The sequence below is a fragment of the Streptomyces shinuiensis genome, from assembly GCF_043660855.1.
Classification (GTDB): domain Bacteria; phylum Actinomycetota; class Actinomycetes; order Streptomycetales; family Streptomycetaceae; genus Streptomyces.
In genome coordinates, this window is the sequence record NZ_JBIHML010000001.1 from 4340841 (window position 1) to 4364371 (window position 23531).

Consider the following 23531-nt stretch of genomic DNA (forward strand, 5'->3'; position numbering starts at 1 on the left):
TCCTCAGCGGCCGATCAACCAGCGGTCTACAGAGGCGGCTTGCGTTTGGACGCCATGTCCGACCCACGCCGCCCGCCGGGGGGTGTCCGCCATATGGTCGCGAGAGCGGCCGGCGGCCAGGCGGCCGATGTCTCACTTCCCGGGACCAGGCGGGAGGCGGATGGGAACGTGCCAGGGCGTTGACGGGCCACTGTGCGGGTTGGGAACCCCGCGGCCGGGTGTGACAGCATGAATACCGCAGTCGTACAACGCCGTTGGTAAGCTCTTTCGTCGTCGGCCGGCCGGTCGGCCGGGCCCGGTGCCCGCCTCTGGGGCGAGTGCGGGACGAGCGTCGGCCCCGTGCCGCTGTGCGTAACGCGCGACGGCCGACCGGCTCCAGCTCCAATCGGTCTCACACCGCAGACGGCCGGTGGGCTCCGGCCGACGGATCGAGCAATGGAGTGGGTGAGTTGACAGACATCGAGGACCTGCGGCGCTCCTTCCACGAGGAGTTGTCCAAGGCCACACAACGTGTCGAGCTGGAGGCGCTACGCACCGCCTTCCTCGGCCGCCGAAGCGTTCTCAAGGAGGAGTTCCGCCGCCTCTCGCAGATGCCCGAGGACGAGCGCCGGAGTTACGCGGCCGAGCTGAACGAGCTCTCCCGGCACATCAAGAGCGAGATCGACGCCGCCGGCGAGACCGCTCGCAAGGCGGAGACGGCGAAGCAGCTCGAGGCCGAGTGGCTCGACATCACCCTTCCGGGACAGGTGACGCGTACCGGCTCCTGGCACCCGCTCACCCAGGTCGAGCAGCGCTGCCTGACCGTCCTGCGCCGGCTCGGCTTCGAGCGCGGCGACGGGCCGGAGGTCGAGGACGCCTACCACAACTTCGACGCCCTCAACATCCCGAAGCACCACCCGGCCCGCGACATGCAGGACACCTTCTGGCTCGACGCCGAGAAGCTGCTGCGCTCGCACACCACCACGATCCAGGCACGGGTCCTGGGGGAACGGCGGGAACCGCCGATCAAGATCGCGGCAGCGGGCCGCGTCTACCGGAACGAGGCGGTGGACGCCACCCACCTGGCGATGTTCCACCAGCTCGAGGGCTTCTGGCTGGAGCCCGGGCTGAACGTCGGGCACCTGAAGAGCCTGGTCGTCTTCATGGCGACCGCCCTGTACGGCGAGCACGTCAAGTTCCGCTTCAAGCCCAAGTACTACCCGTACACCGAGCCCTCGCTGGGCCTCGACATCGCCTGCACCAACTGCGGCGGGGACGGCTGCGACGCCTGCCACCAGATCGGCTGGGTGACCATCATCGGCGCCGGCATGATCCACCCGGCCGTCCTGCGCGAGTTCGGCTACGACCGGGACGGGATCACCGGCATCGCCTTCGGCTGGGGCACGACCAGGATGACCGCGCAGTGGCTGGGCGTCTCCAAAGTACGACCGCTCTACAGTTCGGACCAGCGCTTGCTGGACTACCTTCACCGAGGCCGCCAGTGAAACTCACGATCACAGGTCTGCGTGCCCTCCTCCCGGGACTCACGGACGACCCCGCCGCCTTCCGCAACGCTCTGGACGAATCCGGCCTGGAGGTCAAGAGCATCGTCGCCGCGGGCGCCGACACCTCGGTGACCCTGGAGTTCCTCGCCAACCGCGGTGACCACCGCTGCTACGCGGGCGTCGCCCGCGAGCTCGCAGCCCGCCTCGGTCTCCCTCTCGCCCCGCTCGACGTCGACCCGCCGGAGGTCGGCGCCGGGCCGCCGGCCTCGGTGTCCTCCCCTCTCTGCCTGGCCTACACGCTCACCCCGCTGGAGGTCTTCGACGCGACGGCGGACCTCCCCCCGGACACCGTCGGGCGGCTGAAGACGTCCGCCGCGCACACCGGGGTCGCCGTGCTCGACGCGGCGGAGGCCGCCAACACCGAACTCGGGCAGCCGGTCCAGGTGTACGACGCCGACCGGGTGGTGGGCGCCGTCGAGGTGCGGGGGAGCCGTCCCGGGGAGTCCTTCCGGCCCGTCGGCGCGGAGGAGGCACGGGAGCTTCCCGAGGCCACGCTGGTGGTCGCCGACGAGGAGAAGATCCTCTCGGTGGCGGGCGTGATCGGCGGCGAGGACTCCCGCGTCACCGCCGGCACCCGGAGGGTGCTGTTGGAGTCGGCCTGCTACGACCCGGTGTCCGTCCGGCTCGCGGCGACCGGGATGGGTCTGTCCAACGCGATGTCCCAGCGCTTCGAGCGCGGCGCCGACCCGACGGCCGTGCACGCCGGGGCAGGACGGGCGCTGGCGCTGCTGGACGCGGTCAAGGCCGCCCGCCGCTCCGGGCCCACCCGCGAGGCGCGGGCGTGGGAGGGCACCCTGCCCACGCTCCCCGTCGACGCGGCGCGGGCCTCGGCGTTCCTGGGCACCGGCCTGGACGCCGCGGAGGTCGCCGAGCGGCTGGCGGCGTACGGTTTCCGTGAGGTCGCGAGGGGAGAGTTCGAGGTCCCCGGCACCCGTGTCTGGGACGTCAGGGAGACCGAGGACCTCTACGAGGAGATCGGCCGGCACATCGGCTTCGACGAGCTGCCGGCCGCGCCGCTGCCGGCGAGCACGGGTGCGGTGCTCACGCCCCGGGAGGCCCTGGTCGCGGCGGTCGGCGGCGTACTGGTCGGCCTGGGCTTCCAGGAGACGTTCACCGACGGCTTCTACGGCAAGGACACGCTGAAGCTGCTCGGCCCGCCGGACGGGCACCCGCTCGCCGCGCACGTGGGCATCGCGAACGCCGAGGACCGCCGTTACTCGATGCTGAAGAACAACTGCCTGGCCCAGGCGGTGGCGGCGGTCGGCGCCAACCTGCGGTTCAAGCAGGAGCGCATCCGCCTGTTCGAGGTCACGAGGGTCTTCGAGCCCGCCGCCGGCGCCGAGAACGGTCTCTGCCGCGAGCGCCCGGTGCTCTGGGCGATCGCCTCCGGCGCGCTCCAGGACGACCTGTGGTCCGGCAAGCCGGCCGTCGCGGACTTCTTCTTCCTGCGCGGCGCGGCCGAGGAGTGCGCGCTGCGGTGCGGTCTGGAGCTGTCCGTCGAGCGGCTGCCGGAGCGGCATCCGCTGGCGGACTTCCTGCATCCGCACCGCAGTGCCCTGCTGCTGGCCGACGGGGTGCCGGCGGGTGTGTGCGGCGAGGTGCATCCCGATGTGCGGCGCCGCGCCGCCCTGGGCGGCAAGCGGCCCGTCTACCTGGAGTTCGACCTCGGCGCCTGGTCGGTGCGGTCCGACCGGGGGCCGCGGGCGCCGTTCCGGGAGGACCCGGCGGTCGAGAAGATGCTGGACTTCGTCCTTCCTCGCCCGGTGCCGAGCGAGGCCGTCCTCGCGGTCATGCGGGAGGCCGCGCCGGACTGGCTGCGTTCCATCGAGGTCACCGACGTGTTCCTGCCGGACCCGGCGGACACCACGCGGCGTTCCGTCACCTACCTGCTCCGGTTCGACAGCGAGCCGGCGCGTCCCGCCGAGAAGTTCGGTGACGTGCTGGACCTGCTGGTCGGCGCCGTGACGGACCGTTTCGGTCCGGACGGCGTCCACCTGCGGACCTGACCCCGCGCCGGTCCCCGAGGTCCTGGCCGTCCCCCGGCGGCCAGGGCCTTCCCGCCGCCGGCGGGGTTGGCGTCTGCCTGCCATGGCCGGAGGGCGCAAGGGGGTACGTCTGGACCGCTTCGTCCACCGGACGCAGGATGAGGCCAGGGGGGATGCGGTAGAACTACCGCTTTCATCAATGGAGTTGATGCCCTCCTTCGTGTGAGGAAACATCATCCGACGGGGGACCGCCATGTCCAAGTGGCTCAGGAACACCTTCACCGCCGCGGCTCTGCTCTCCGGCTCCGCTCTCATCGGTCTCGCGGCGGCCGGTCCGGCCGCGGCCGGGGAGTGCCCGCTCTCCGCCGGGGCGCCGACGGCGCAGGAGCACACATCGGCCGCCTCCATCAACGGCTGGTGGTGACAGGCCCGTTCCGGACGCCTCCGGGGCGGCTCCACCGCCCGGCGTCGTTCCGGGCGAGGTGACCGCCCACGCCCGTACGGCCCGGCGGCGGAGCCCCGGCCCCGGTCGCTCACGCGCCTCCCGGGAGGCGCCTGAGCGACCGGGGCCGGGCCGTGTCCGGGTGCCGGAGGCCCCGGGGGCGCGGCGCCCGCGGCCGCCCGGAGGGGCTCCCCCGAGGCGGGCCGGGGGCCGCCACGCTCGGTGAGCGGCCCGTGCGCGCCGGAACGGCGGTCCCCGCCCGGGCGCCGGTCGGCGCCGATAATGCCGGTACGCGACGGAAGGACTACCCCCATGAGCTCCGAGGCGTTCAGGGACCACGGGCCGCGCCCCCACGCGCTGGACATCGAGCAGGCGACCCTGACCAACGACCGCTTCCGCACCACGCTGTGGACCGGCACCAACCTCCAGCTGACGGTGATGAGCCTCGGGCCGGGCGGCGAGACCGGCCCGGAGACGCACATCGACCGCGACCGGTTCCTGCGGGTGGAGGCCGGGCGGGGCCGGGTGCTGATGGGGCCGGACAGGGACCGGATGTCCTTCGACCGGGAGGTCGTCGACGACTGGGTGGTCCTTGTTCCGGCCGGGACCTGGCACAACGTGGTCAACACCGGCGACGAGCCACTGAAGCTGTACTCCCTCCACGCCCCGCCCGGGCACCCGCACGGCGCCGTGCACCGCACGAAGGCCGACGCGGAGGCCGCCGAGGAGGCGGAGCGGGCCGGGGGGCCCGGCGAGTACGCCGGAGAGTGACCGAAGGACACCCTTGGCCGGTGTGACGGCGCGTGTCATGCTCGCGGCACAGTGAGGCCGGGCAGCCGCCGGGGCGCCCGGGCGGGAGGGCGGGGAGGGGCTGCATGGTGGCGGTACGCGGGGTGCTGTTCGACATCGACGACACGCTGTTCGACTACTCGGGTTCGGACGAGGCCGGGCTGCTGGCCCACCTCCGGGCCGAGGGCCTGCTGCACCGCTTCCCCGAGCCCGCCGCGGCCGTCCGGCTCTGGCGGGAGGTCACCCGGGCCGAGTACGCCCGCTACACCGCCGGCGAGATCACCTTCGCCGCCCACCGGTGCGCCCGGGTGCGCCGGTTCCTGGCCCGCCTCGGGCAGCCGGACGCGCAGGGCATGCCGGACCAGGAGGCCGGCGCGTGGTTCGCCGGCTACACGGACCGCCGGGACGCCGCCCGCAGGGCCGTGGACGGCGCCTCGGCCGTCCTGACCGATTTCGCGCCCCGCTACCGCCTCGGAGCGGTCTCCAACTCCTCACTGCCGCACCAGCGCGAGAAGCTGGAGGCCATCGGCCTGCTGGGGTACTTCGGGGACGCGCTGGTCTGCTCGGTGGAGCACGGTGAGGCCAAGCCCGCGCCGGGCATCTTCCTGGCGGGCTGCGCCCTGCTGGGCCTTGAGCCGTGCGAGGTGGCCTACGTCGGCAACGACCACGAGGTCGACGCGGTGGGGGCGCGGGACGCGGGCCTGCACGCGTACTGGCTGGACCGCGGGGACACCGGCTGGGGCGGCACCCGGCAGGGGGCGCCCGCCGAGGGCGTGCGCGTCATCCGCTCCCTGGCCGAGCTGCCCGCCGCCCTCGCCGCCCCCGCCGGCTGAGGCTTACCGTCTCAGGCGCGCCGCAGCGAATCCGGCGACAGCTCCGACGGCGTGCGGTGGCCGGACAGCCCCAGCGTCAGGTCCAGATCGGCCAGCAGGGAGCGCAGCACATGCCGTACGCCCTCCTCGCCGCCGTGCGCCAGGCCGTAGGCGTACGGGCGGCCGATCAGCACCGCCCGCGCGCCCAGCGCCAGTGCCTTGAGGGCGTCCGCGCCGGTGCGCACCCCGGAGTCGAACAGCACCTCGATCCGGTCGCCGACCGCCGCGGCGATCTCCGGCAGCATCTCCAGCGAGGCCACCGCGCCGTCCACCTGCCGGCCGCCGTGGTTGGAGACCACGACGCCGTCCATGCCGGCGTCGGCCGCCCGCCGGGCGTCGTCCGGGTGCTGGACGCCCTTGAGGACGATGGGACCGTCCCAGTGCTCGCGCAGGAACGGCAGCCGGTCCCAGGACTTGTCGGTGCCGGTGAACATCGGCACCCAGCGCAGCACCGCGGAGATCAGGTCCTCTTCCGGCGACTTGTCCAGCCCGGCGAGGAAGGCCGGGTCGGAGAAGGGGATCGCCGTGCCCACGCCCCGGATGAACGGCAGGTAGGACAGGTCCAGGTCGTGCGGGCGCCAGGCCAGGGTCCAGGTGTCGAGGGTGACCACGAGCGTGGTGAAGCCCGCCGCCTTCGCCCGCCGCAGGATGCTGACGCAGACGTCGTCCTCGTTCGGCCAGTAGAGCTGGTACCAGCGCGGCCCGTCGCCGCCCGCCCGCGCGACCTCCTCGACGGTGTGGGAGGAGGCGGTGGACAGGATCATGGGCACGCCCAGGGCGGACGCGGCCCGCGCGGTGGCCAGTTCGCCGTCGGGGTGGACGATCGACTGCACACCGATGGGCGCCAGCAGCACGGGCGCGGGCATCTCGGTGCCCAGCACGGTGGTGCCCAGGTCGCGCACCGTGGCGTCGCGCAGCATGCGCGGGACGATCCGCCACCGGTCGAACGCCTCCCGGTTGGCGCGGTCCGTGGCGCCGGACCCGGCGGCCCCGGCCACGTACCGGAACGGCCCGTCCTCCAGCCGCTCGCGGGCCGAGGCCTCCAGGGCGGTGAGGTCGGTGGTGAACGGCGGGAGCTGTCCGCCCAGGCCGTTCAGGTAGATCTCGCTCTGGTACGCGCCGAAGTTCGCGCCCGGCACGCCCCGGGCATCCTGTGCGCCCCGGGCATCCTGTGCCGCGCCCGGTATCCCGGCCGGTCCGCCCGACTCGTCCATGTTCCGTCCGTCCCTTCCCTCGGTTCCCCGCATCACCCGATGCGGGCCGCCGCTCCCGACACCCGCACGCGCGGGTCGTCCTCGCGCAGCCCGACCTCCAGCAGTCCGGGCCGGCCCATGTCGTGCCCCTGGTGGAGGGTGAGGACCGCCGGCGCGGTGACCAGGCCCAGGGCGCGAAGATACCCGCCGAAAGCCGCCGCGGCCGCCCCCGTGGCGGGATCCTCCACCACGCCTCCGACCGGGAACGGGTCGCGGACGTGGAAGACCGTGCCCGGTCCCGCCCCCGTCCCGCCGCCCGGCTCCCCCTCGCGCCAGACCAGTTGGAGGGTGGTCAGGTCCAGCCGCAGCATCAGCGCCCGCAGCCGCCCGAAGTCGTAGTCCAGTGCGGCCAGCCGCTCGCGGGTCGCGGCGGCGAGCACCAGGTGCCGGGCTCCGGCGTAGGCGATGCGGGCGGGCAGCAGGGGGTCCAGCTCGCCGGCCTGCCAGCCGAGCGCGGCCAGCGCCTCGGCCAGGTCGTCCCCGCCGATCTCGGCCACGTACGGCTCGACGCTGGTCAGCGTGGCGCGCAGGGCGCCGCCGTCCTCGGCGACCGTGACGGGCACGGTCCCGGCCGGGGTGGCGAAGACCAGCTCGCCCGGCCCGATCCGCTCGGCGAGCGCGACGGCGGCGGCCACCGTGGCATGCCCGCAGAAGGGCACCTCGGCGGCCGGGCTGAAGTAGCGCACGGTGAAGCCGCGCCCCGGGTCCGCGCCCGGGTCCCCGTCCGAGGGCGGGGGAGTGAGGAAGGCCGTCTCCGAGTAGCCGACCCCGGCGGCGATCGCGAGCATCCGCGCCTCGTCCAGGCCGCGCGCGTCGAGGACGACTCCGGCCGGGTTGCCGCCGTCCGGGTCGGATGAGAAAGCCGTGTAGCGCAGTACGTCCGGGGCCCCGGACCCCGTCTCCGTGGTGGTCATGTCCGGCCCAACCCCGCGCCGCCCGGCCCGTATTCCGGCCCCGCGCCGGAGGGCGGAACGCGTCCCGCCGCACGGTTCGCGTCACCCGCCCGCCATAAAAGCGTCGTGTACGCGCCAACGTGTTGCCGTCGCGCCGCCGCCCCGGAACGCTGCAATCATGTGCATGACGCACTCGCCGAGCGCCGACGCAGAACTCAGAGCCGCCGCACGCCACCCGGGCCGCCGCCGCTTCCTGACCGTCACCGCAGCGGCCGCCGCCCTGGCCCTGAGCACCAACCTGCCCTCCACCGCCCACGCCGCCCCCGCCCTCGACCCCGCCCGGATCACCGGCGACCCCTTCACCCTGGGCGTCGCCTCCGGAGACCCGCGCCACGACTCCGTGGTGCTGTGGACCCGCCTGGCCCCCAGGCCGTACGAGCCGGACGGCGGGCTGCCCGCCGAGCGCGTCACCGTCTTCTGGGAGATCGCCCGCGACGAGCGCTTCCGCCACGTGGCCGCGCGCGGCGCGGCCGTCGCCCACCCCGAGTTCCACCACACCGTGCACGTGGAGGCCGGCGGCCTCGCCCCCGGCCGCGACTACCACTACCGCTTCCGCGCCGGCCGCTGGATCAGCCCCGCCGGCCGCACCCGCACCGCCCCCGCGCCCGGTGCGGTGCCGGCCTCGCTGAACTTCGCCCTCGCCTCCTGCCAGGCCTACCACCACGGCTACTACACCGCCTTCGGCCACCTGGCCCGCGAGGAGGACGTCGACGCCGTCCTCCACCTGGGCGACTACCTCTACGAGTACGCCGTCGACTCCGCCGGCGGCGACCGCAAGTACACCGGCCGCACGCTGCCGGAGGTGTTCGCCCGGGAGACGGTGACGCTGGAGGACTACCGGCTGCGGTACGCCCTCTACAAGACCGACCCCGACCTCATGGCCGCCCACGCCGCCCACCCGTGGATCGTCACCTGGGACGACCACGAGACGGAGAACAACTACGCGGGCGGCATACCGGAGAACAACGTGCCGCCGGAGGAGTTCCTCGTCCGCCGCGCCGCCGCCTACCGCGCGTACTACGAGAACATGCCGCTGCGCCGCCCCCAGCGCCCCCGGGGTCCCGACCTGAGGCTCTACCGGCGCCTGCACTACGGCCGCCTGGCGCAGCTCGACGTGCTCGACACCCGCCAGTACCGCGACAACCAGGCCAACGGCGACGGCTGGAAGGTGCCCACGCCCGAGTCCCAGGACCCCTCGCGCACCATGCTCGGCGCCACCCAGGAGCGCTGGCTGGCAGACGGCTGGCGCCGCTCGCGGGCGCTGTGGAACGTGGTGCCGCAGCAGGTCGTCCTCTCCCGCCGCCGCAACCGGACCGAGGGCCCCTGGCCGGTCTCCATGGACGCCTGGGACGGCTACCCCGGCGCCCGCGAGCGCTTCCTGGCGGACGCGGAGGCGGCCGGCGCGGACAACCTCGTCGTCCTCACCGGCGACGTCCACGTCCACTACGGGCTGGACGTCAAGCGGGACTTCGACGACCCGGACTCGCGCACCGCCGGTGTGGAGATCGTCACATCCTCCATCACCAGCGGCCGGGACGGCGCGGAGCGGCCCGCCAACTGGCAGACGCTGATGACCGCCAACCCGCACCTGCGCTACTACAACGGGCGGCGCGGCTACGTGATGCTCGGCCTGGACCGCGAGCGGCTGCGCGCCGACTACCGCACGGTGCCGGCCGTGACCACCCCGGGCGCGCCGGTCACCACCGCGGCGTCCTTCGTCTCGCCCGCCGGGGAGCCGGGGCTGCTGCCGGCCTGACCCGGCCTGACCCGGCCTGACCCGGGCGCCCCGGGCGGGTCGGCCGGGCGGTTTGTCCGGGTACTGGACAAAGGCGGTGCGCCGGAGCCGGGAAACCTGGGATGATCGGACGGTTCCGTCGAATCTGGAGAGGTGAATGACCGACCCCGGCCCGTCCCCGGCCGCCGCCGAGCCCGAGATACCCCAGCAGCTCCCCGCGCCCCCGGCCCCCGGCCCCCGGGAGCCCGGGCCGCCGGGGTCCGGCCCCCTGAAGGCCGGTCGGGGAGCGGACCGCAGCCCGCGGCCGGCCCGGCCCACCGGCCCCGCCCGCGCCGGACTGCTGATCACCCTCATCCTCGGCAGCCTCACCGCCCTTCCCGCGCTGTCGATGGACATGTACCTCCCGGCGCTGCCCGACGTCGGCACCGCCTACGGCAGCCCGGCCGCCCAGGTGCAGCTCACCCTCACCGCCTGCCTGCTGGGCCTGGCCGTCGGCCAGCTCGTCATCGGCCCCATGAGCGACCGCTTCGGCCGCCGCCGCCCGCTGCTGGCGGGCATGGCCGGTTACGTCCTGGCCAGCACCGCCTGCGCACTGGCGCCGGGCATCCACTCCCTGACCGCCTTCCGGCTGCTGCAGGGCCTGGCGGGGGCGGCGGGCATCGTGATCGCCCGGGCGGTCGTGCGCGACCTGTACGACGGGCTGGCCATGGCCCGCTTCTTCTCCACCCTGATGCTGATCTCCGGCGCCGCCCCGGTCCTGGCACCGGTCTTCGGCGGGCAGGTGCTGCGGTTCACCGACTGGCGCGGCGTCTTCCTCGTGCTCGCCGCCTTCGGTCTCGTCCTCGCCCTCGTCACCGCCTGGCGGCTGCCGGAGACCCTGCCCCCGGCGCGGCGGCACGGCGGCGGCGTGGCCGACGCCCTGCGCACCATGCGCGGCCTCTTCGCCGACCGGACGTTCACCGGCTATCTGCTGGTGGGCAGCTTCGGCTTCGCGGCCCTGTTCGCCTACGTGGCGGCCTCGCCGTTCGTCATCCAGGAGATCTACGGCGCCTCGCCGCAGACGTTCAGCCTGCTGTTCATGGTCAACTCCATCGGCCTGGTGGCCTCCGGCCAGATCAACGGCAGGATCCTGGTCGGCCGCGTCTGCCTGGACCGCGTCATCGCCGTCGGCCTGGGCGTGGTCCTGCTCTCGGCCATCGCCCTGCTGGTGATGACCTCCGGCCTGCTGGGGAAGGCCGGGCTCCTCCCCGTCTCCGCCGGCCTGTTCGCCCTGATGTCCGCCATGGCGCTGGTGCTGCCCAACGCCAACTCCCAGGGCCTGATGCGCACTCCGCACGCTGCGGGCTCCGCCTCCGCCCTGCTGGGCACCTCCCACTTCCTCGTCGGCGCGATCGCCTCCCCGCTGGTGGGCGTCGCGGGCGAGGACACCGCCGTGCCGATGGCGGTGGTGCAACTGGTGTGCGCGCTCGTCGCGATTGCCTGTTTCGCCGCGCTGTGCCGGCCCAGGCGCGGGCGGGGACGCGTACGGGCCTGACGGTGACTCAGGCGACGCCCGCCGAACCTGCCCCGGGTACGGCGGGGTTGAAGCGTGAGAACTCCGGCGGGCTCCATCCGGCGGGCAGGGTGCCGGGGAGCTCGGCGACGCCGGTGACGGTGAACTCCACCGTGCGGCCGGTCTCCGCGTCCCCGGCCCTTCCGGAGTCCCCGGAGCCTGTGGGGCCCCTGGAGTCCTCGGCGGTCCCCGCGCCCCAGACGATCTCCGCGGTGCCGGTGAGATGGAGGGTGGCGCCGGTCGCGTAGTCGGGCACCACCAGGCCCGCCCTCGGATTGACCAGTAGGTTTCCCAAAGTCAGGAGCATCGCGTTGCCCGTGTAGTCGGGCCAGCGCAGCCGGGTGGGCGCAAGGACCTGGAGGAAGCCCGGGTTGCCGCCCCGGTGGGAGGCGTCGGCGCGGCCGTGCTCGTCGGCGGTGGCGACGAAGAAGGTGTCGGCGCGGGCCAGGAGACGCAGCTGCCCGTCGTCGAGGCGGTCGCCGCGGCGGACCCCGGCCGGCCGTGCGGCGGGGGGCACCGAGGGCTTACCCGGATCCTCCGCCAAAGGGGTGCGCCGCTGGATGTACTTGGGGCAGTTGGCCACCACCTGGTCGAGGTCGACGAGCAGCCCGTCGCCTCGCGGGCGCGCCGTGCCGTTCATCCGCATCCGCCGCCGGGAGGCGGCGTCGATGGCGAGCATCCCCAGGCGGGCCGGGCGCTCCAGGACGGACGCCAGGGGGTCGTCCGGGGCCGGGCGTGCCGCGACGGACAGGCTGCGCTCGCCCTCGGCGCACAGGAACCCCGCGGGGCCGGTGAGCACGGTGGCCCACACCTCCCCACGCTCGTCGGCGGCTCCGGCGACCAGCAGGCGCTGCTCGGTGAGGAAGGCGGCCGCCACGGGCGGCACGGTGTCACGGATCGCGCGCCCGGAGATCTCGGCCTTCCTCCGCAGGCCCGCGCGCTCCTGGGCCTCGCGCTCGCCGCGGTGGTAGGGGCTGGTCACGGTGGTCACTCCTCGGTGCGTGCGGTTCGGCGGGACGGGGGCGGACGGTTCGGCCGGACGGACGCCGCCGGGCCAGGAAGCGGCGGCCGTCCGGCCGGGCTGGGGGATCAGAAGAAGCCGCAGGTGGGAGCGGAGGCGACGGGGGCCGCAACGGAGTCGGCACCGGTCGGGGCGTAGATCTCCAGCCGGATCCCGTCGGGGTCGGTGAAGAAGACCCCGCCCGAGGCGGCGCTCTCGCCGTGGGGGACGACGCCGTCGTACTTGAACTCCGCTCCCAGGCCGCGCAGCACCTCCTCGGCCGCGCGCACCTCCTGGACCGTCTCCACCTGGAAGGACAGGTGGTGCAGACCGGGCAGGCCGGGTGCGAACGCGCCCTCGCTCTGCTGCCACAGGGTCACCATCAGGCGGCCCTCGCGGCCGAGGAAGGCGAAGGCGCGGCCGGGCTCGCGGCCCTCTCCCTGGACCTCGAACCCGAAGACCTTCCGGTAGAAGTCCAGCGAACGGTCCAGGTCGGTGACGTTCAGGCCGATGTGTCCGGTCTGCAGTGCGGCGGGGGCGGCGGTAGCGGACATGGCGAAGCACCTCCAGCGCGGAGCCCGGGGCCATCCCGGGTCAACCGTTGAAAGTGACTTTAAAGGTTAGGTCCAAGAAGGGGCAACCTCTTAAAGCCCGATAGCCGGTTAGGGTGGTGTGGCGAACAGCCGACGGAAGGAACGCGTATGGGTACCGGCGTGGAAGACCCGGTCCCGCCGGCCGGACCGGCCGGCGCCGACCCCAGGCCGCTCCTGGGCGAGCCGCTCAGCCTGGACCTGCTCAACACCCGGTGGATCGACAACGGCGTCCGGCACGACCTGCTGGAAAGCCTCGAAGGACTCGGCGTGTGGCTGGCCGGTCACGGCCTGCTGGAGAGGGCCGGCGCCGTCCCGGCCGCCCTGGCCGCCACCCTCGCCGCCCGCGAGGCGCTTGAGGCCGTCGTCGCCGACCCCGGCGACGGCCGGGCCCGGGAAGGGCTCAACGCCGTCCTGGCGCGGGGGCGCGTCCTGCGCACCCTCGGCCCCGAAGGCCCGGCCGAACGGGCCGAGACCGACGATCCCGCCTGGCTGGCGCCCTGGCTGGCCGCCGACGACTACCTGCGCCTGGTGAGCGCCGCCCCCGACCGCATCCGGGCCTGCGCCAACGACGAGTGCGTCCTGCACTTCTACGACGTCTCCAGGAACGGCACCCGCCGCTGGTGCTCCATGTCCGGCTGCGGCAACCGCGCCAAGGCCTCACGCCACTACGCCCGCACCCGCCGCCGCGAGGACCGCTAGCGGCCGGCGGGCCCGGGGCGCCGGCGGATCAGGGGCGCCGCTGCCTGTTGTGGCGGGCGACCCGCACCCGGTTGCCGCAGGCCGGAGTGCACCACTCCCGGCGCCGGTGGGTCCTGACGAAGTACAGGACGCAGCCCGGGGCCGCGCAGGCGCGCACGTCGTGCCGCCCCGGACCCGCCAGCAGCTCCACGCCGGAGACGGCCACCGCGCCCAGCAGGACCAGGCGGGGATCGGACTCGGCCCCGTCCCCGTCTTCGGCCAGGTCCGCTGCTTGTCCCGGATCTCAGGCCGACAGGACCCGGTGGTCGGCGCGCTCAGCGCCATTCGAGGAACAGCGTGCGACCCTCGAGGCTGTCAACCGGCAGTTTCTCGGGCTGTTCGCCCGGAGCTGTGCCGGACGCGTAGAAGCCTTGGAATCCCTCGTAAGGGTCACCGGGCGGGTGCTTGACGAAGACGAACCGGCGGCCGTCAGGGGAGACGACCATGCCTTCGTTCACCGTGCCGTTGGCAGGCACCAGGACGGGGCCGGGGGCTGCGCTGGCGCTGGTGCCGAAGGTCCTGATGTCGCCCTCCGCCGTACGGCACAGCACAGTGTCCGACCCAGTCCAACCGACTGCGTGGTAGCACCCCTCCAGTTCCCGGGCTCCCTTGGCGGTGCCAGGAGTCAGTGCGGTGGATGCGGCGGGGACCTCGAAGAGGACTTTTCCGTTCAGCTCGTCGGTCCGCGCCGTCATCAGGCGTCCGTCCGGCGACAAGCGCACCATCTCCGCCTGGATGCCGCGCTGCGGTTCGCCCACTACGAAGAGCGGCAGATTCCGGTCGGTGGCCGGCCCTTCGTCCTTCAGAGAGGAGTCGCCGGTGACCGACCGGCTGCCAATCCGCCGACGGCCGTCGGATGCCCGGTACGTGAACCAGATCCGGGCTCCGTCCGGCGAGAAGACCGCGTTCTCCTCCCTCGGGGCTTGCCCGCCGTCCCCGCCCCGCTCGGTGAGATCGGTGATCAGGTCGCCAGCGCCGTCCTCCTGCACGTCGACGAATCCGACGTGCGACTCCTCTCTGCCGCCGTCCGGTCCGTACAGGACCACGGCCATCCTGGTGAAGTTCCGGTCAAACACGGCACGGGCCCGGGGCACCACTCGCTCCAGGGCATCGGACTGGTAGGCGGCCTTGAGCGGGTCAGTCCGGCACAGGTCGAACAAGGGGGTGAGGAAGGCGTCCGGCCCCGAGCCGAAGGCGATCTTGCCGGTCACAGCGAACGACCTCTCCCAGAGCCGCTTCCAGGTGTGCGGGTTCCAGCCTCTGACCGTAACTGAGCCGAGTCGGGCGCCCATCCCGCACTCAGCAGTCACCACCCGCTCCCATCCCCGGGGCCGGTTGCCGCCGTCCCGCGTACCCCCGGCGGTCGCCGCCGTCGGTTGGGGCGAGGCGGAGTCACCGGTTTCCGGCCCGGCGCGGCTGCTGGAGCCGACGCACCCGACCACGCTGGTGAGGAGGAGGGCGGTGGCCAGCAGGCCCGCCCCGGACCGCGACAAGCGCATCATGCGTCCCTTCCTGGAAGATGCGGGAGCCAGCCCGATCACCGGGACGGCGTGGAGCCCTCCTGCGAGCGGTGTTCCACTCATGACTGGCAGAAGGGGTCCTCGGTGTCATCGCCGCAGGACAGCCACATGTCCTCGCCGGCCTGTGCGCCGATGTTCATATACCAGAGTTGCTGCGGGCGGGCGGGGATTCCCTCGGCATAGAAGGGTTTGTCGCCGTGCCTCAGCCTGACGGTACCGAAATTCTGGTACGCGTCGCGGTAGTGGGCCTCCAACTCCCATGTGCAGGACTGCCTCTGGGTGACTGCCTCGACCCTGAGGCCGCCGGGCGACTCGCCGCCGCCGAGGTTGATCTTCCGACGGCTGAAGTAGTGCTCCCCCTGGTACTTCTCGTCAGTGATGATGGGCCCAAGGTCTGGTTTGGCCAGGTTGTAGAGGATCCCCTCGTAGGCGGCACCTCCTTGCGGGGGAAAGACGATGACCGCCTTGGCCGTGGGCTCCCGGCAAGAGACGTCGACGGCCTTCAGGTCGGTGATCGAGAGCTGGGTGTCCCGTTTGCTGAACAGGTTCATCTTGAACACTGTTGAGTTTCCTCCTGCCTGGGGGACGAGGTCCATGGGGTCGCTGTTGAGGAGAGACGTGTACCGGATGGTGCGTCCGCCCAGCGACGTGAGGTACTTCCTCGCCTCCTCGGAGACGCGGAACGCTGAGAGTCTCTTCTGCTCCGCCTCCGTCAAGGTGCGGTCCAGTACGATCTTCCAGACCTCCGGCGGGCTGTCGTCGTACTCGACGGTGGCAGTGAACGGCTCTTCCTTCCGGTCTTCCACCTCCTCCGCCCGCTTCTCGTTCGCCGTCCGGTCCTGCTGGGTCTGCGAGTCCCCTACGTAGCCGATCGCGTAGCCGACGACCGCCGCGCCGATGAACAGGATGAGAGAGAGGGCCATGACTCCACCCCATACTTTCCATCTCCTGCGGGGCGGCAGGCCGGCCGTGCCGGGTACGCGGGCGTCGCCGATCAGGGTGAGCACAGATGGTTCGGGCGGCCCGCCGCCCGCGGAGGTCGTCTGCCGGGGTGCGCTCGAGTACTCCGGTGGCGAGGGAGGGGAAGCGGGTGGAGTCGGCGGCGGAGGAGTCTGGGGTAACGGTTGTGGTTCCTGACCGGCGGTGTCGGGGCCTTGAGGTGCCCCGGGTGGCGTGTTCGCTGGCATCTGCGTCCCTCACGAGGATGAAGTGGCAGGCTCGACGTGACCCGCCCCTGCGTCACCGACTGGTGACGCAGGGTCCCAGAATCAGCCTAGAGGCCGCCGACGGGGAACGCACGGGATCCTGCCGAAGGACGTCGGCACGGCCGCCCGGTCAGCGCAGGTGGTCGAGGAAGGCGCCCCAGGCGCCCGGGCTGATGCCGAGCATGGGGCCGGTGGGGCGCTTGCTGTCGCGGACGGGGACTGTGCCGGGTGCGTCGTCGGCCACCTCGACGCAGTTGCCCTGCCCGCCGCTGTGGCTGCTCACGCGCCATGTGATTTCCGCGGAGACAGAAGGTGTGTGGCGTTCACGGTCCATGAGCGGCACTCCTCTGTGACGTGGTGGACCGGCCGGCCCGGACGCTCTCGCGGACGTTCGCCGGTTCGGTCTGGTCGCGCTACGGGGCACAGGCCGTGGACCGGTACCGACGTCAACGGCCTTGCCGCAGCCGGGAGTCACTGCTCGTGCGGTACCACCGGGCGGGTCACGGGAACCACGGTGAGGAGGTCGTCCAGCCCTTTGAAGTCATCGGGGTTGGTGGTGAAGAGCGGCAGGTTCTCGGCCACCGCCACGGAGGCGATCATCAGGTCGGCCACGCGACGCCTGGGCTTGCGGCCGACGGAGATCACGGCGGCGCAGACCCGGCCGTAGGCGCGGGCCGCTTCGACGCCGAACGGGATGGGGTCGAACTCGTTCTCCGCACGCTGGAGCACGTCGAGCCTTCTGGCGCGCTCGGCGTGCTCGTCGTAGTCGCTCTGCTCCTCGTTCCGCCGCACCTCGTGGGGACCGGCGGACAGTTCCGCCAGGGTGATACCGCTGATCGCCATCTCGACGGGCAACTCATCAGGGTCCACCCACCTGCGCAGGATCATGATGTTGGTGTCGATCAGGCCCTGACGGTGCTCAGCGGGCATAGGGGTCGTCCGCCTCCTGCTCGGCCGTGCGGTCCTGGTCCGCGCGGAAGGCGTCCAGGGAGATGCCCGGGGCGGTGCGGGACATCGCCGCGAACTCCGCCCGGGGGACGAACCGCCTGCGCCGCCGCAGCGGGACCAGCTCGCCGATCTCGTGGCCGTCCCGGGTGACGGTGAACGACTGTCCGGCCTGGACGGCGTCCATGATCTCTTTGGACCTGCTGCGCAGGTCGCGCTGGGTGATCTCGGGCTGTGCGGTCATACGGCTCAGGATACGCCGGATGTGCCGCACCGTGCTACCTGGTGGCACGGTGGTATGCCGACATCGCGGTGCAAGAAGCCCACGGCCGATGAGCTCCCGTGACGCTCGTGACATCCGGTTCTGCGGGGGCGGGCAGCCTGCTGATGACAAGGCGGCCCCTCGCCGGTTTCGAGCCGGTGGGCGCGGGGGTGTGCGGGCAGCGCAAGAGCGCCCCCGGCGCTCTTGCGCTGCCCGGAGAGTGACCCCCGCTTGACTGGCGGTCAGCGCCCTGATGCGCTTGGGTGACCGGAGAACACGTGAGTCGGGGGTGTCTGGGTGTCTCGGTCGGATCTGCGGGCGCTGTTCCGGTCCAACGACCACGAGGTGAAGGCGGTCGACTTCTTCGCCGACCGGCGGGACGAGTGGGACACGGTGGCGGAGAGCCTGATACGCCACAACCGGCGGGTACGGGAGCCCGGGTTCGACGTGGAGGACCTGGAGTCACCCCGCCGCAACGTGCTCGTCTTCTACGGGGTGGGCGGCATCGGCAAGTCCACGCTGTCGCGCGGCATCGCCGAGCACCTGGCGGACGGCGAGGGAGGCCGGGGCGACTGGCCCGCGCTCGGCCCGGAGGCGGGCCGGGTGGTGCCGGTCCGGGTGGACCTGTCCCGGGACTCGGGCGGGGACTTCGAGTCGCTGATGCTGGCGCTCCGGCTGGCCGCCGCGGAACTCGGACAGCCCATGCCGACGTTCGACATCGCCCTCCAGCGTTACTGGGAGCGCAACCACCCCGGTGAGCCGCTGGAGGAGTACCTGCGGCGCCGCACCTGGTTCAGCCGCTTCCCCGGCACGCGGACGATGTCGGGGCAGATGCAGTCGGCCCTGGCCGACGTGGCGCAGGCGGTGGCACTGCCCGGCACGGCGGGTGCGCTGGTCGGCCAGGGGCTGCGCTCACTGGTACGGGCGCTGCGGGAACGCCGGCACCAGGTGCGGGCGCTGGCCGAGTGCCGGCGGCTGGCCGACCTGCTGGAGGCCGACGCGGACCTGGAGGCGCTCAGCTACTACGCCCACCTGCTGGCGTGGGACCTGAGCCGGGTGCCGGACAAGCACCGGGCGACACTGGTGGTCCTGCTGGACACCTTCGAGGACGTCGGCGACCGCGTCCACCGCGATCTGGAGCGACTGATCCAGCGCGTGGTGTGGCTGATGCCCAACACACTGTTCGTCGTCACCGGCCGCAACCGGCTCCAGTGGGACGACCCGAAGCTCGAGGGCCAGCTCGACTGGGCGGGGGCGCATTTCTGGCCCCAGCTCGCGGGCGGCGCGAGCGGGGAGCCGCGCCAGCACACCGTGGGGTACCTGTCGGCGGAGGACTGCGAGACGTATCTGTGCGAACGGCTCACCGTCGAGGGCCGTCCGCTGATGGACGAGCGGACCCGGCATCTGGTGACCGCCAACTCCCATGGCCTGCCGCTGTATTTAGACCTCGCGGTGATGCGCTTTCTGGACCTGTACCGACGGTACGGGCGGGCCCCGCAGCCGAGCGAGTTCAACCTCGACTTCCCCGCCCTGGTCGCGCGGACCTTCCGCGACCTGAGCCCGGGCGTGCGGCACGTGCTGCGCGCGGTGAGCCTGCTGGACTGCTTCTCCGTGGAACTGGCCTCGGCCGCCGCCGGACTCGACCACGACGCCCCCGCGCTGGAACTGGTCGAGCGCCCGTTCGTGGACGACGACCCGGGCGCGCCCTGGCCGTACCGGATTCACGAGCTGGTCCGGGAAGCGGTCCGGGAGGCCGACTCCACCAGTGAGGACCGCTGGAGCGCGGCCGACTGGCGGCGGGCCGCGCAGCGCACCTTCGACGCCCTGGGCCGCGAGGCGGCGGCAGACCGCACCCGCCTGGTGGCCGCTCTGCGGCAGGGCATGCGTCTGGCGCGCGACCACGGCCTGGACCTGGGGTGGCTGACGGACGCGGCCTTCCGCTACGTCGACGATTTCGTCTGGGAGCCCGTCGAGATCCCCGGCTCCCCCGAGGCCGCAGCGGACCCGGACGTGATCGGGAGCGCGGCCGAGGCGCTGGCCACGGCACTGTCCGCCATCGCCCGGCGCCAGAGGCAGCACCGCGGCCTGACCGCCGGGCGGCTGCGCGCGGTCCTGGACTCCGGGCGGCTGCCCGGGCCGCTGCTCGAACTGCCTCGGTACTTCCTCGCCGAGTGCGACCGGGACCTGGGGAACTTCGACCGCTCCCTGGAGGGGATGAGGCAGGTCGCCGACTCCGGGGGGCGGCTCGCCCCCACCGCCGCACGCGGCCTGGTGCACCTGGCCCGCCGGGTGGGCCGCTTCCCCCAGGTACGGGAGGCCGCCGAGACCCTCGGGACGGAGGGCCGCCGCGACCGGGTCCTGGGCGATCTGTGGTGGACCCAGGGGAACACCGCCCTGGCCTGCTCCTCGTACGCCGCGGGACGCGACGAGGCGCTGCGGCTCGGTCAGCCGGGCGAGGCCGCGCTCTCCCAGGCGTGCCTGGCCTTCGCCGCCGCCTTCCAGGACCGCCCCCGCGCGGCCGAGCAGATCGCCCGCGCCGAGGAGATGCTTCAGGGGGTGTCGATCCGGTGGGCGGAGATCCAGACCCGCATCGCCGCCCTCGTGCGGGACGCGGGCGCCGCCCCCGACCTGCCGCAGCGGGCTGAGGAGACGGCCGTGCAGGCACGCGAGGCCGGACTGACGTCCTCGGCCGCCTACGCCCGGTTCGCCGCGTGCCTGCACGCGGCGGTCCTCGGCTCGCCCGACCTGCTGGCCGAGGCGCGTATCCGGCTGGGGGAGTGCGTACGCGGCGAGGAGTTCGCGTACCTGGCGGAGCTGTCCCACCTCATGACGGGGCAGGAGCCCCCACCCGGCCTGCCCCAGGCGCGCTGGCTGGACGGGCGGGAGCGGGTCCGGGCCCGCTGGACGGCCATCGTCGAGGACCGCCGCCGGGAAACCGGCACGACCACAGGAGAGTAGAACGGGCGGCGAAAACGCGCCGGATGCCCGGCCCCGCCGGGCGCCGGGCGGGCGGCGGCCCGGCGAACCGGGCGCTCCTCCCGTAACCCCCTGAGCACCGGATTCCCGTGGCCGCCCCGCCACGGCCCCGCCGGCCGCCGCCTCGCGCGCAGCCCCCGCACCCTGGCCGAATCCCCACGGTGGTGCGGGCGGAAGCGAAGGAGACTTTTGACGCTTCGTCAAGTGCCTTGCTGCAATTGCGTTTTGAACAATCAGCAGAACGTGGGGAAGACGGCGTGGCGCTCGACAGTCCGAAGCTCAAGGACGTCCTCAGGGACGTCGCCTCCGGGGTCCTCCAGCTCCCCGACTTCCAGCGCGACTGGAAGTGGGACGACGAGCGCATCCGGGCGCTCATCGCCACCGTGACGCTCGACTACCCGCTCGGCGTGGTGATGGCCCTGGAGACCGGCGGCAAGTCCCCCTTCAAGGCCCGCGCCCTCAAGGGGGCCGAGGGCATGGAGGAGAGGGTGCCCGACCTGCTCCTGCTGGACGGCCAGCAGCGCATGACCTCCCTCTTCCAGGCCCTGCACCGCGGCGACCCGGTCGAGACGGTCGACACCCGGGGCAAGCAGCTCAGGCGCTGGTACTACGTCGACATCGCCAAGGCGATCGGCGCGCCCTCCGAGCGCGACGAGGCGGTGGTCTCCGTCCCCGAGGACCGGATGCTGAAGACGGGCTTCCCCCGCCGGGAGACGGTCGACCTGACCACGCCCGAGCTGGAGTGCGCGGCCGGCCACTTCCCGATCCACCTGGTGTTCGACACCCAGAAGGTCAACGCCTGGAAGAGGATCTTCGTCGGGATCGCCGACGAGAACTGGGACCGCTGGTCGCAGTTCGAGGAGAACGTCCTCAACAACGTGAAGTCCTTCCAGGTCCCGATGATCAAGCTCGCGGCCTCCACCACCATGGACGCGGTCTGCGCCGTCTTCGAGCGCGTCAACACCGGCGGCGTCCCCCTCAACGTCTTCGAGCTCCTCACCGCCACCTACGCCGGCGACCAGCAGCACGTCGCCGGGCACGGCGACTACTACCGACTGCCGGACGTGTGGTCCGCGATCAAGCGGAAGCTCACCTCCGCCCACCCAGTCTTCGGCCGCCCGGAGGCAGGCGTCGAGGACGGCCTGAGCAGCAGCGACTTCCTCCAGGCCGTCGCCCTGGTGCGCACCTGGGAGCGCAAGCAGGAGGAGCCGCGCGCCGCGGTCTCCTGCAAGCGCCGCGACCTGCTGGACCTGCCGCTGGCCGACTTCGACCGCCTGGCGCCCCGTCTGGCCGACGCCTTCCACTGGGTGGGCGCCTTCCTCCAGCGGCAGGCCATCGTCCGCACCACCGACCTGCCCTACCGCACCCAGCTCGTCCCGCTGGCCGCCGTGCGGGCCATCGTCGGCGCCGAGACGGACGCGCCCGGTGCCGAGGAGCGCATCGACCGGTGGTACTGGTGCGGGGTGCTGGGTGAGATGTACGGCGGCGGTGTCGAGAGCCGCTTCCCGCGCGATGTGGAGCAGCTCATCGCCTGGATCCGCGACGCGGACGCCCCCGCCCCCGACACGGTGGCCGAGGCGGCCTTCCTCGACGACCGCCTGGACAGCCTGGCCACGCGCAACAGCGCCGCCTACAAGGGCGTCTACGCCCTGCTGGTCAAGCAGGGCGCGGTGGACTGGTACTTCACCGAGGCGCCGCTGACCCCGGCCCGCCTGGTGGAGCAGAACGTGGACGTGCGCCAGATCTTCCCCCGCAACTGGGTCGAGAAGAACGCCCCCGGCGAGTACGCCCGCCGCGTCAACTCGATCGTCAACAAGACCCCGCTGTCCCTGCGGGCCGGACGCAGCATGGTGGGCCCCCCGCACTCCTATCTGAAGACGCTGGTGCAGGAGTCGGGCATGCGCCCGGAGTGGTTCGACGACGTGCTCGCCACCCATCTCATCGACCCCGCCGCCCTCCACGAGGGCGACTTCGAGCGCTTCTACGACGGCCGCGCCAAGCAGCTCCTGGAGCTGGTGAAGGCCGCGATGGGCAAGCAGACCGTCTTCCGTGAGGCGCAGACCCGGTGAACGCCGTGCCCCACACCCCCTCGGAGGAGGAGCTGCGCGCCCTCGGCGGCCGGACGCTGACGGTCTCCGGCCTGCTGGAGGTCTTCGGCGTGCGCACGCGCGACGACCAGACCGTCCTGCACATCACCCAGGCCCTCAAGGACGCCGGCCTGACCACGGACCCGGACTTCGCCTCCCGCCGGCTGCGGGAGGAGTTCCGGGTGGTGTTCCTGCGGTCCGCCTCGGGGACGGTCCCCGACAGCGAGGTCGAGGAGGAGGACGAGGGCCTGCCCTGGGGCGCGCTGCCCCAGCAGCCCTTCACCATCGGCGACATCCCGGCCGCCCGCCGCGGCGTCGAGTGCGTCGCGCCCGGGGCCCCGCTGACCCGGGCGATGTACCTGATGCAGACCAAGAACTACTCGCAGGTGCCCGTCCTGGACGGCGACTCCGCCCTCAAGGGCGTCGTCACCTGGCGCTCGGTCGCCATGCTCCTCGCGAGGGGGAAGGACCTGGAGCCGGACGACGCCGTCGAGCCCGACCCGCCGGTCGCCCAGACCTACCAGGAGTTCTTCTCCCTGCTGCCCACCATCCGGGAGCACGGCTACGTGCTGGTGCGGGAGAACGACGGCACGGTCACCGGCATCGTCACGGCGGCCGACATCACCGAGCGCTTCGACGACACCGCGCACCCGTTCTTCCTCGTCGGCGAGATCGAGTACCGGCTGCGCAGGTGCCTGGGCCCGAAGATTCCCGCCGAGGCCGTCAGGGCCGTCCAGATGCGGGAGAAGACCGGCCGGATCACGGACCTGATGTTCGGCGACTACGTCAAGCTCCTCGACGGCGACCAGCGCAACAAGCACGGCGCCCGCAAGGAGGCGGCCTGTGCCGCCGCCGACCGCAACTGGGCGGCGCTCGGCTGGGACAGGGCGGTGGACCGCGACGAGTTCGTCCGCCAGCTCGACCGGGTGCGCCGCATCCGCAACAAGATCGCCCACTTCGACCCCGAACCGCTGCCACCGGGCAAGACCGAGGAACTGCTCCAGTTCGTCACCCTGCTCCGCCGCCTCACCTGAGCCGGTCCCCCTGCCGGGGGCGGGCAGCTCCCGCCCCCGGCGGGGA

The 23531-nt window shown here is 73.0% G+C and carries 22 protein-coding genes; 12 read left to right on the forward strand and 10 right to left on the reverse strand.

Annotation, left to right across the window (positions count from 1 at the left end):
• Positions 1–449: 449 nt before the first annotated feature.
• The 5 genes from pheS to ACGRHY_RS19740 all read left to right on the forward strand — a co-directional run bounded on the left by pheS (position 450) and on the right by ACGRHY_RS19740 (position 5593).
• Positions 450–1484 (forward strand): phenylalanine--tRNA ligase subunit alpha, encoded by a 1035-nt coding sequence (pheS, locus tag ACGRHY_RS19720; protein WP_394636637.1) that lies wholly within the window; start codon positions 450–452, stop codon positions 1482–1484.
• Positions 1481–3550: a phenylalanine--tRNA ligase beta subunit-related protein gene (locus ACGRHY_RS19725; protein ID WP_394636638.1), complete on the forward strand. Its 2070-nt coding sequence runs from the start codon at positions 1481–1483 to the stop codon at positions 3548–3550. The genes pheS and ACGRHY_RS19725 overlap by 4 nt, the downstream gene beginning before the upstream one ends.
• 232 nt (positions 3551–3782) lie before the next feature.
• Positions 3783–3953 carry a hypothetical protein gene (locus ACGRHY_RS19730; protein WP_394636639.1) on the forward strand — a complete coding sequence of 57 codons (171 nt, stop codon included), beginning with the start codon at positions 3783–3785 and terminating at the stop codon, positions 3951–3953.
• Positions 3954–4283: 330 nt separating this feature from the next.
• The gene (locus ACGRHY_RS19735; protein WP_394636640.1) at positions 4284–4742 is read left to right on the forward strand and encodes a cupin domain-containing protein; all 459 of its coding nucleotides are present in this window, start codon (positions 4284–4286) and stop codon (positions 4740–4742) included.
• A gap of 104 nt (positions 4743–4846) precedes the next feature.
• Entirely contained in the window at positions 4847–5593 is a 747-nt protein-coding gene (locus ACGRHY_RS19740) for an HAD family hydrolase (RefSeq protein ID WP_394636641.1), read from the forward strand.
• A gap of 11 nt (positions 5594–5604) precedes the next feature.
• Here the strand turns inward: ACGRHY_RS19740 and ACGRHY_RS19745 are convergent, their stop codons facing one another.
• Positions 5605–6771, reverse strand: a complete 1167-nt coding sequence (locus tag ACGRHY_RS19745) for a lactate 2-monooxygenase (protein WP_394636642.1) — start codon at positions 6769–6771, stop codon at positions 5605–5607.
• Positions 6772–6878: 107 nt separating this feature from the next.
• The gene (locus tag ACGRHY_RS19750; RefSeq protein ID WP_394636643.1) at positions 6879–7799 is read right to left on the reverse strand and encodes a PhzF family phenazine biosynthesis protein; all 921 of its coding nucleotides are present in this window, start codon (positions 7797–7799) and stop codon (positions 6879–6881) included.
• A 163-nt stretch (positions 7800–7962) separates the two neighbouring features.
• On the opposite strand from ACGRHY_RS19750, the gene ACGRHY_RS19755 reads away from it, so the two are divergent.
• On the forward strand, positions 7963–9594 hold the full coding sequence (locus ACGRHY_RS19755) for an alkaline phosphatase D family protein (protein ID WP_394636644.1): 1632 nt from the start codon (positions 7963–7965) through the stop codon (positions 9592–9594).
• Positions 9595–9730: 136 nt separating this feature from the next.
• Positions 9731–11107: a multidrug effflux MFS transporter gene (locus ACGRHY_RS19760; RefSeq protein WP_394636645.1), complete on the forward strand. Its 1377-nt coding sequence runs from the start codon at positions 9731–9733 to the stop codon at positions 11105–11107.
• 7 nt (positions 11108–11114) lie between these two features.
• On the opposite strand, the gene ACGRHY_RS19765 is transcribed toward ACGRHY_RS19760, so the two are convergent.
• Together ACGRHY_RS19765 and ACGRHY_RS19770 are read right to left on the reverse strand one after the other, a co-directional pair.
• On the reverse strand, positions 11115–12107 hold the full coding sequence (locus tag ACGRHY_RS19765) for a pyridoxamine 5'-phosphate oxidase family protein (protein ID WP_394636646.1): 993 nt from the start codon (positions 12105–12107) through the stop codon (positions 11115–11117).
• Positions 12108–12214: 107 nt separating this feature from the next.
• A complete protein-coding gene (locus tag ACGRHY_RS19770) occupies positions 12215–12679 on the reverse strand; it encodes a VOC family protein (protein ID WP_394636647.1) in 465 nt (154 codons plus the stop codon).
• Between the two features lie 147 nt (positions 12680–12826).
• Between ACGRHY_RS19770 and ACGRHY_RS19775 the strand changes: the two genes are divergently transcribed.
• Positions 12827–13417 carry a CGNR zinc finger domain-containing protein gene (locus ACGRHY_RS19775; RefSeq protein ID WP_394636648.1) on the forward strand — a complete coding sequence of 197 codons (591 nt, stop codon included), beginning with the start codon at positions 12827–12829 and terminating at the stop codon, positions 13415–13417.
• Between the two features lie 28 nt (positions 13418–13445).
• On the opposite strand, the gene ACGRHY_RS19780 is transcribed toward ACGRHY_RS19775, so the two are convergent.
• The 6 genes from ACGRHY_RS19780 to ACGRHY_RS19805 all read right to left on the reverse strand — a co-directional run bounded on the left by ACGRHY_RS19780 (position 13446) and on the right by ACGRHY_RS19805 (position 17370).
• Positions 13446–13622: a CGNR zinc finger domain-containing protein gene (locus ACGRHY_RS19780; protein WP_394636649.1), complete on the reverse strand. Its 177-nt coding sequence runs from the start codon at positions 13620–13622 to the stop codon at positions 13446–13448.
• 109 nt (positions 13623–13731) lie between these two features.
• Complete coding sequence (locus tag ACGRHY_RS19785) at positions 13732–14958, reverse strand: hypothetical protein (protein WP_394636650.1); 1227 nt, start codon at positions 14956–14958, stop codon at positions 13732–13734.
• A gap of 77 nt (positions 14959–15035) precedes the next feature.
• Entirely contained in the window at positions 15036–15899 is an 864-nt protein-coding gene (locus ACGRHY_RS19790; RefSeq protein WP_394636651.1) for a hypothetical protein, read from the reverse strand.
• A gap of 412 nt (positions 15900–16311) precedes the next feature.
• The gene (locus ACGRHY_RS19795) at positions 16312–16464 is read right to left on the reverse strand and encodes a DUF397 domain-containing protein (RefSeq protein WP_394636652.1); all 153 of its coding nucleotides are present in this window, start codon (positions 16462–16464) and stop codon (positions 16312–16314) included.
• A 188-nt stretch (positions 16465–16652) separates the two neighbouring features.
• Positions 16653–17111: a type II toxin-antitoxin system VapC family toxin gene (locus ACGRHY_RS19800; protein ID WP_394636653.1), complete on the reverse strand. Its 459-nt coding sequence runs from the start codon at positions 17109–17111 to the stop codon at positions 16653–16655.
• On the reverse strand, positions 17101–17370 hold the full coding sequence (locus ACGRHY_RS19805; protein ID WP_394636654.1) for a type II toxin-antitoxin system prevent-host-death family antitoxin: 270 nt from the start codon (positions 17368–17370) through the stop codon (positions 17101–17103). The genes ACGRHY_RS19800 and ACGRHY_RS19805 overlap by 11 nt, the downstream gene beginning before the upstream one ends.
• 98 nt (positions 17371–17468) lie before the next feature.
• Between ACGRHY_RS19805 and ACGRHY_RS19810 the strand changes: the two genes are divergently transcribed.
• From ACGRHY_RS19810 to ACGRHY_RS19825, 4 genes are all read left to right on the forward strand, one after another.
• A complete protein-coding gene (locus ACGRHY_RS19810) occupies positions 17469–17612 on the forward strand; it encodes a hypothetical protein (protein ID WP_394636655.1) in 144 nt (47 codons plus the stop codon).
• 73 nt (positions 17613–17685) lie between these two features.
• Positions 17686–20346 carry a winged helix-turn-helix domain-containing protein gene (locus ACGRHY_RS19815; protein WP_394636656.1) on the forward strand — a complete coding sequence of 887 codons (2661 nt, stop codon included), beginning with the start codon at positions 17686–17688 and terminating at the stop codon, positions 20344–20346.
• 275 nt (positions 20347–20621) lie between these two features.
• A complete protein-coding gene (locus ACGRHY_RS19820) occupies positions 20622–22433 on the forward strand; it encodes a GmrSD restriction endonuclease domain-containing protein (RefSeq protein WP_394636657.1) in 1812 nt (603 codons plus the stop codon).
• Complete coding sequence (locus tag ACGRHY_RS19825; RefSeq protein ID WP_394636658.1) at positions 22430–23485, forward strand: CBS domain-containing protein; 1056 nt, start codon at positions 22430–22432, stop codon at positions 23483–23485. The genes ACGRHY_RS19820 and ACGRHY_RS19825 overlap by 4 nt, the downstream gene beginning before the upstream one ends.
• Positions 23486–23531 lie beyond the last annotated feature (46 nt).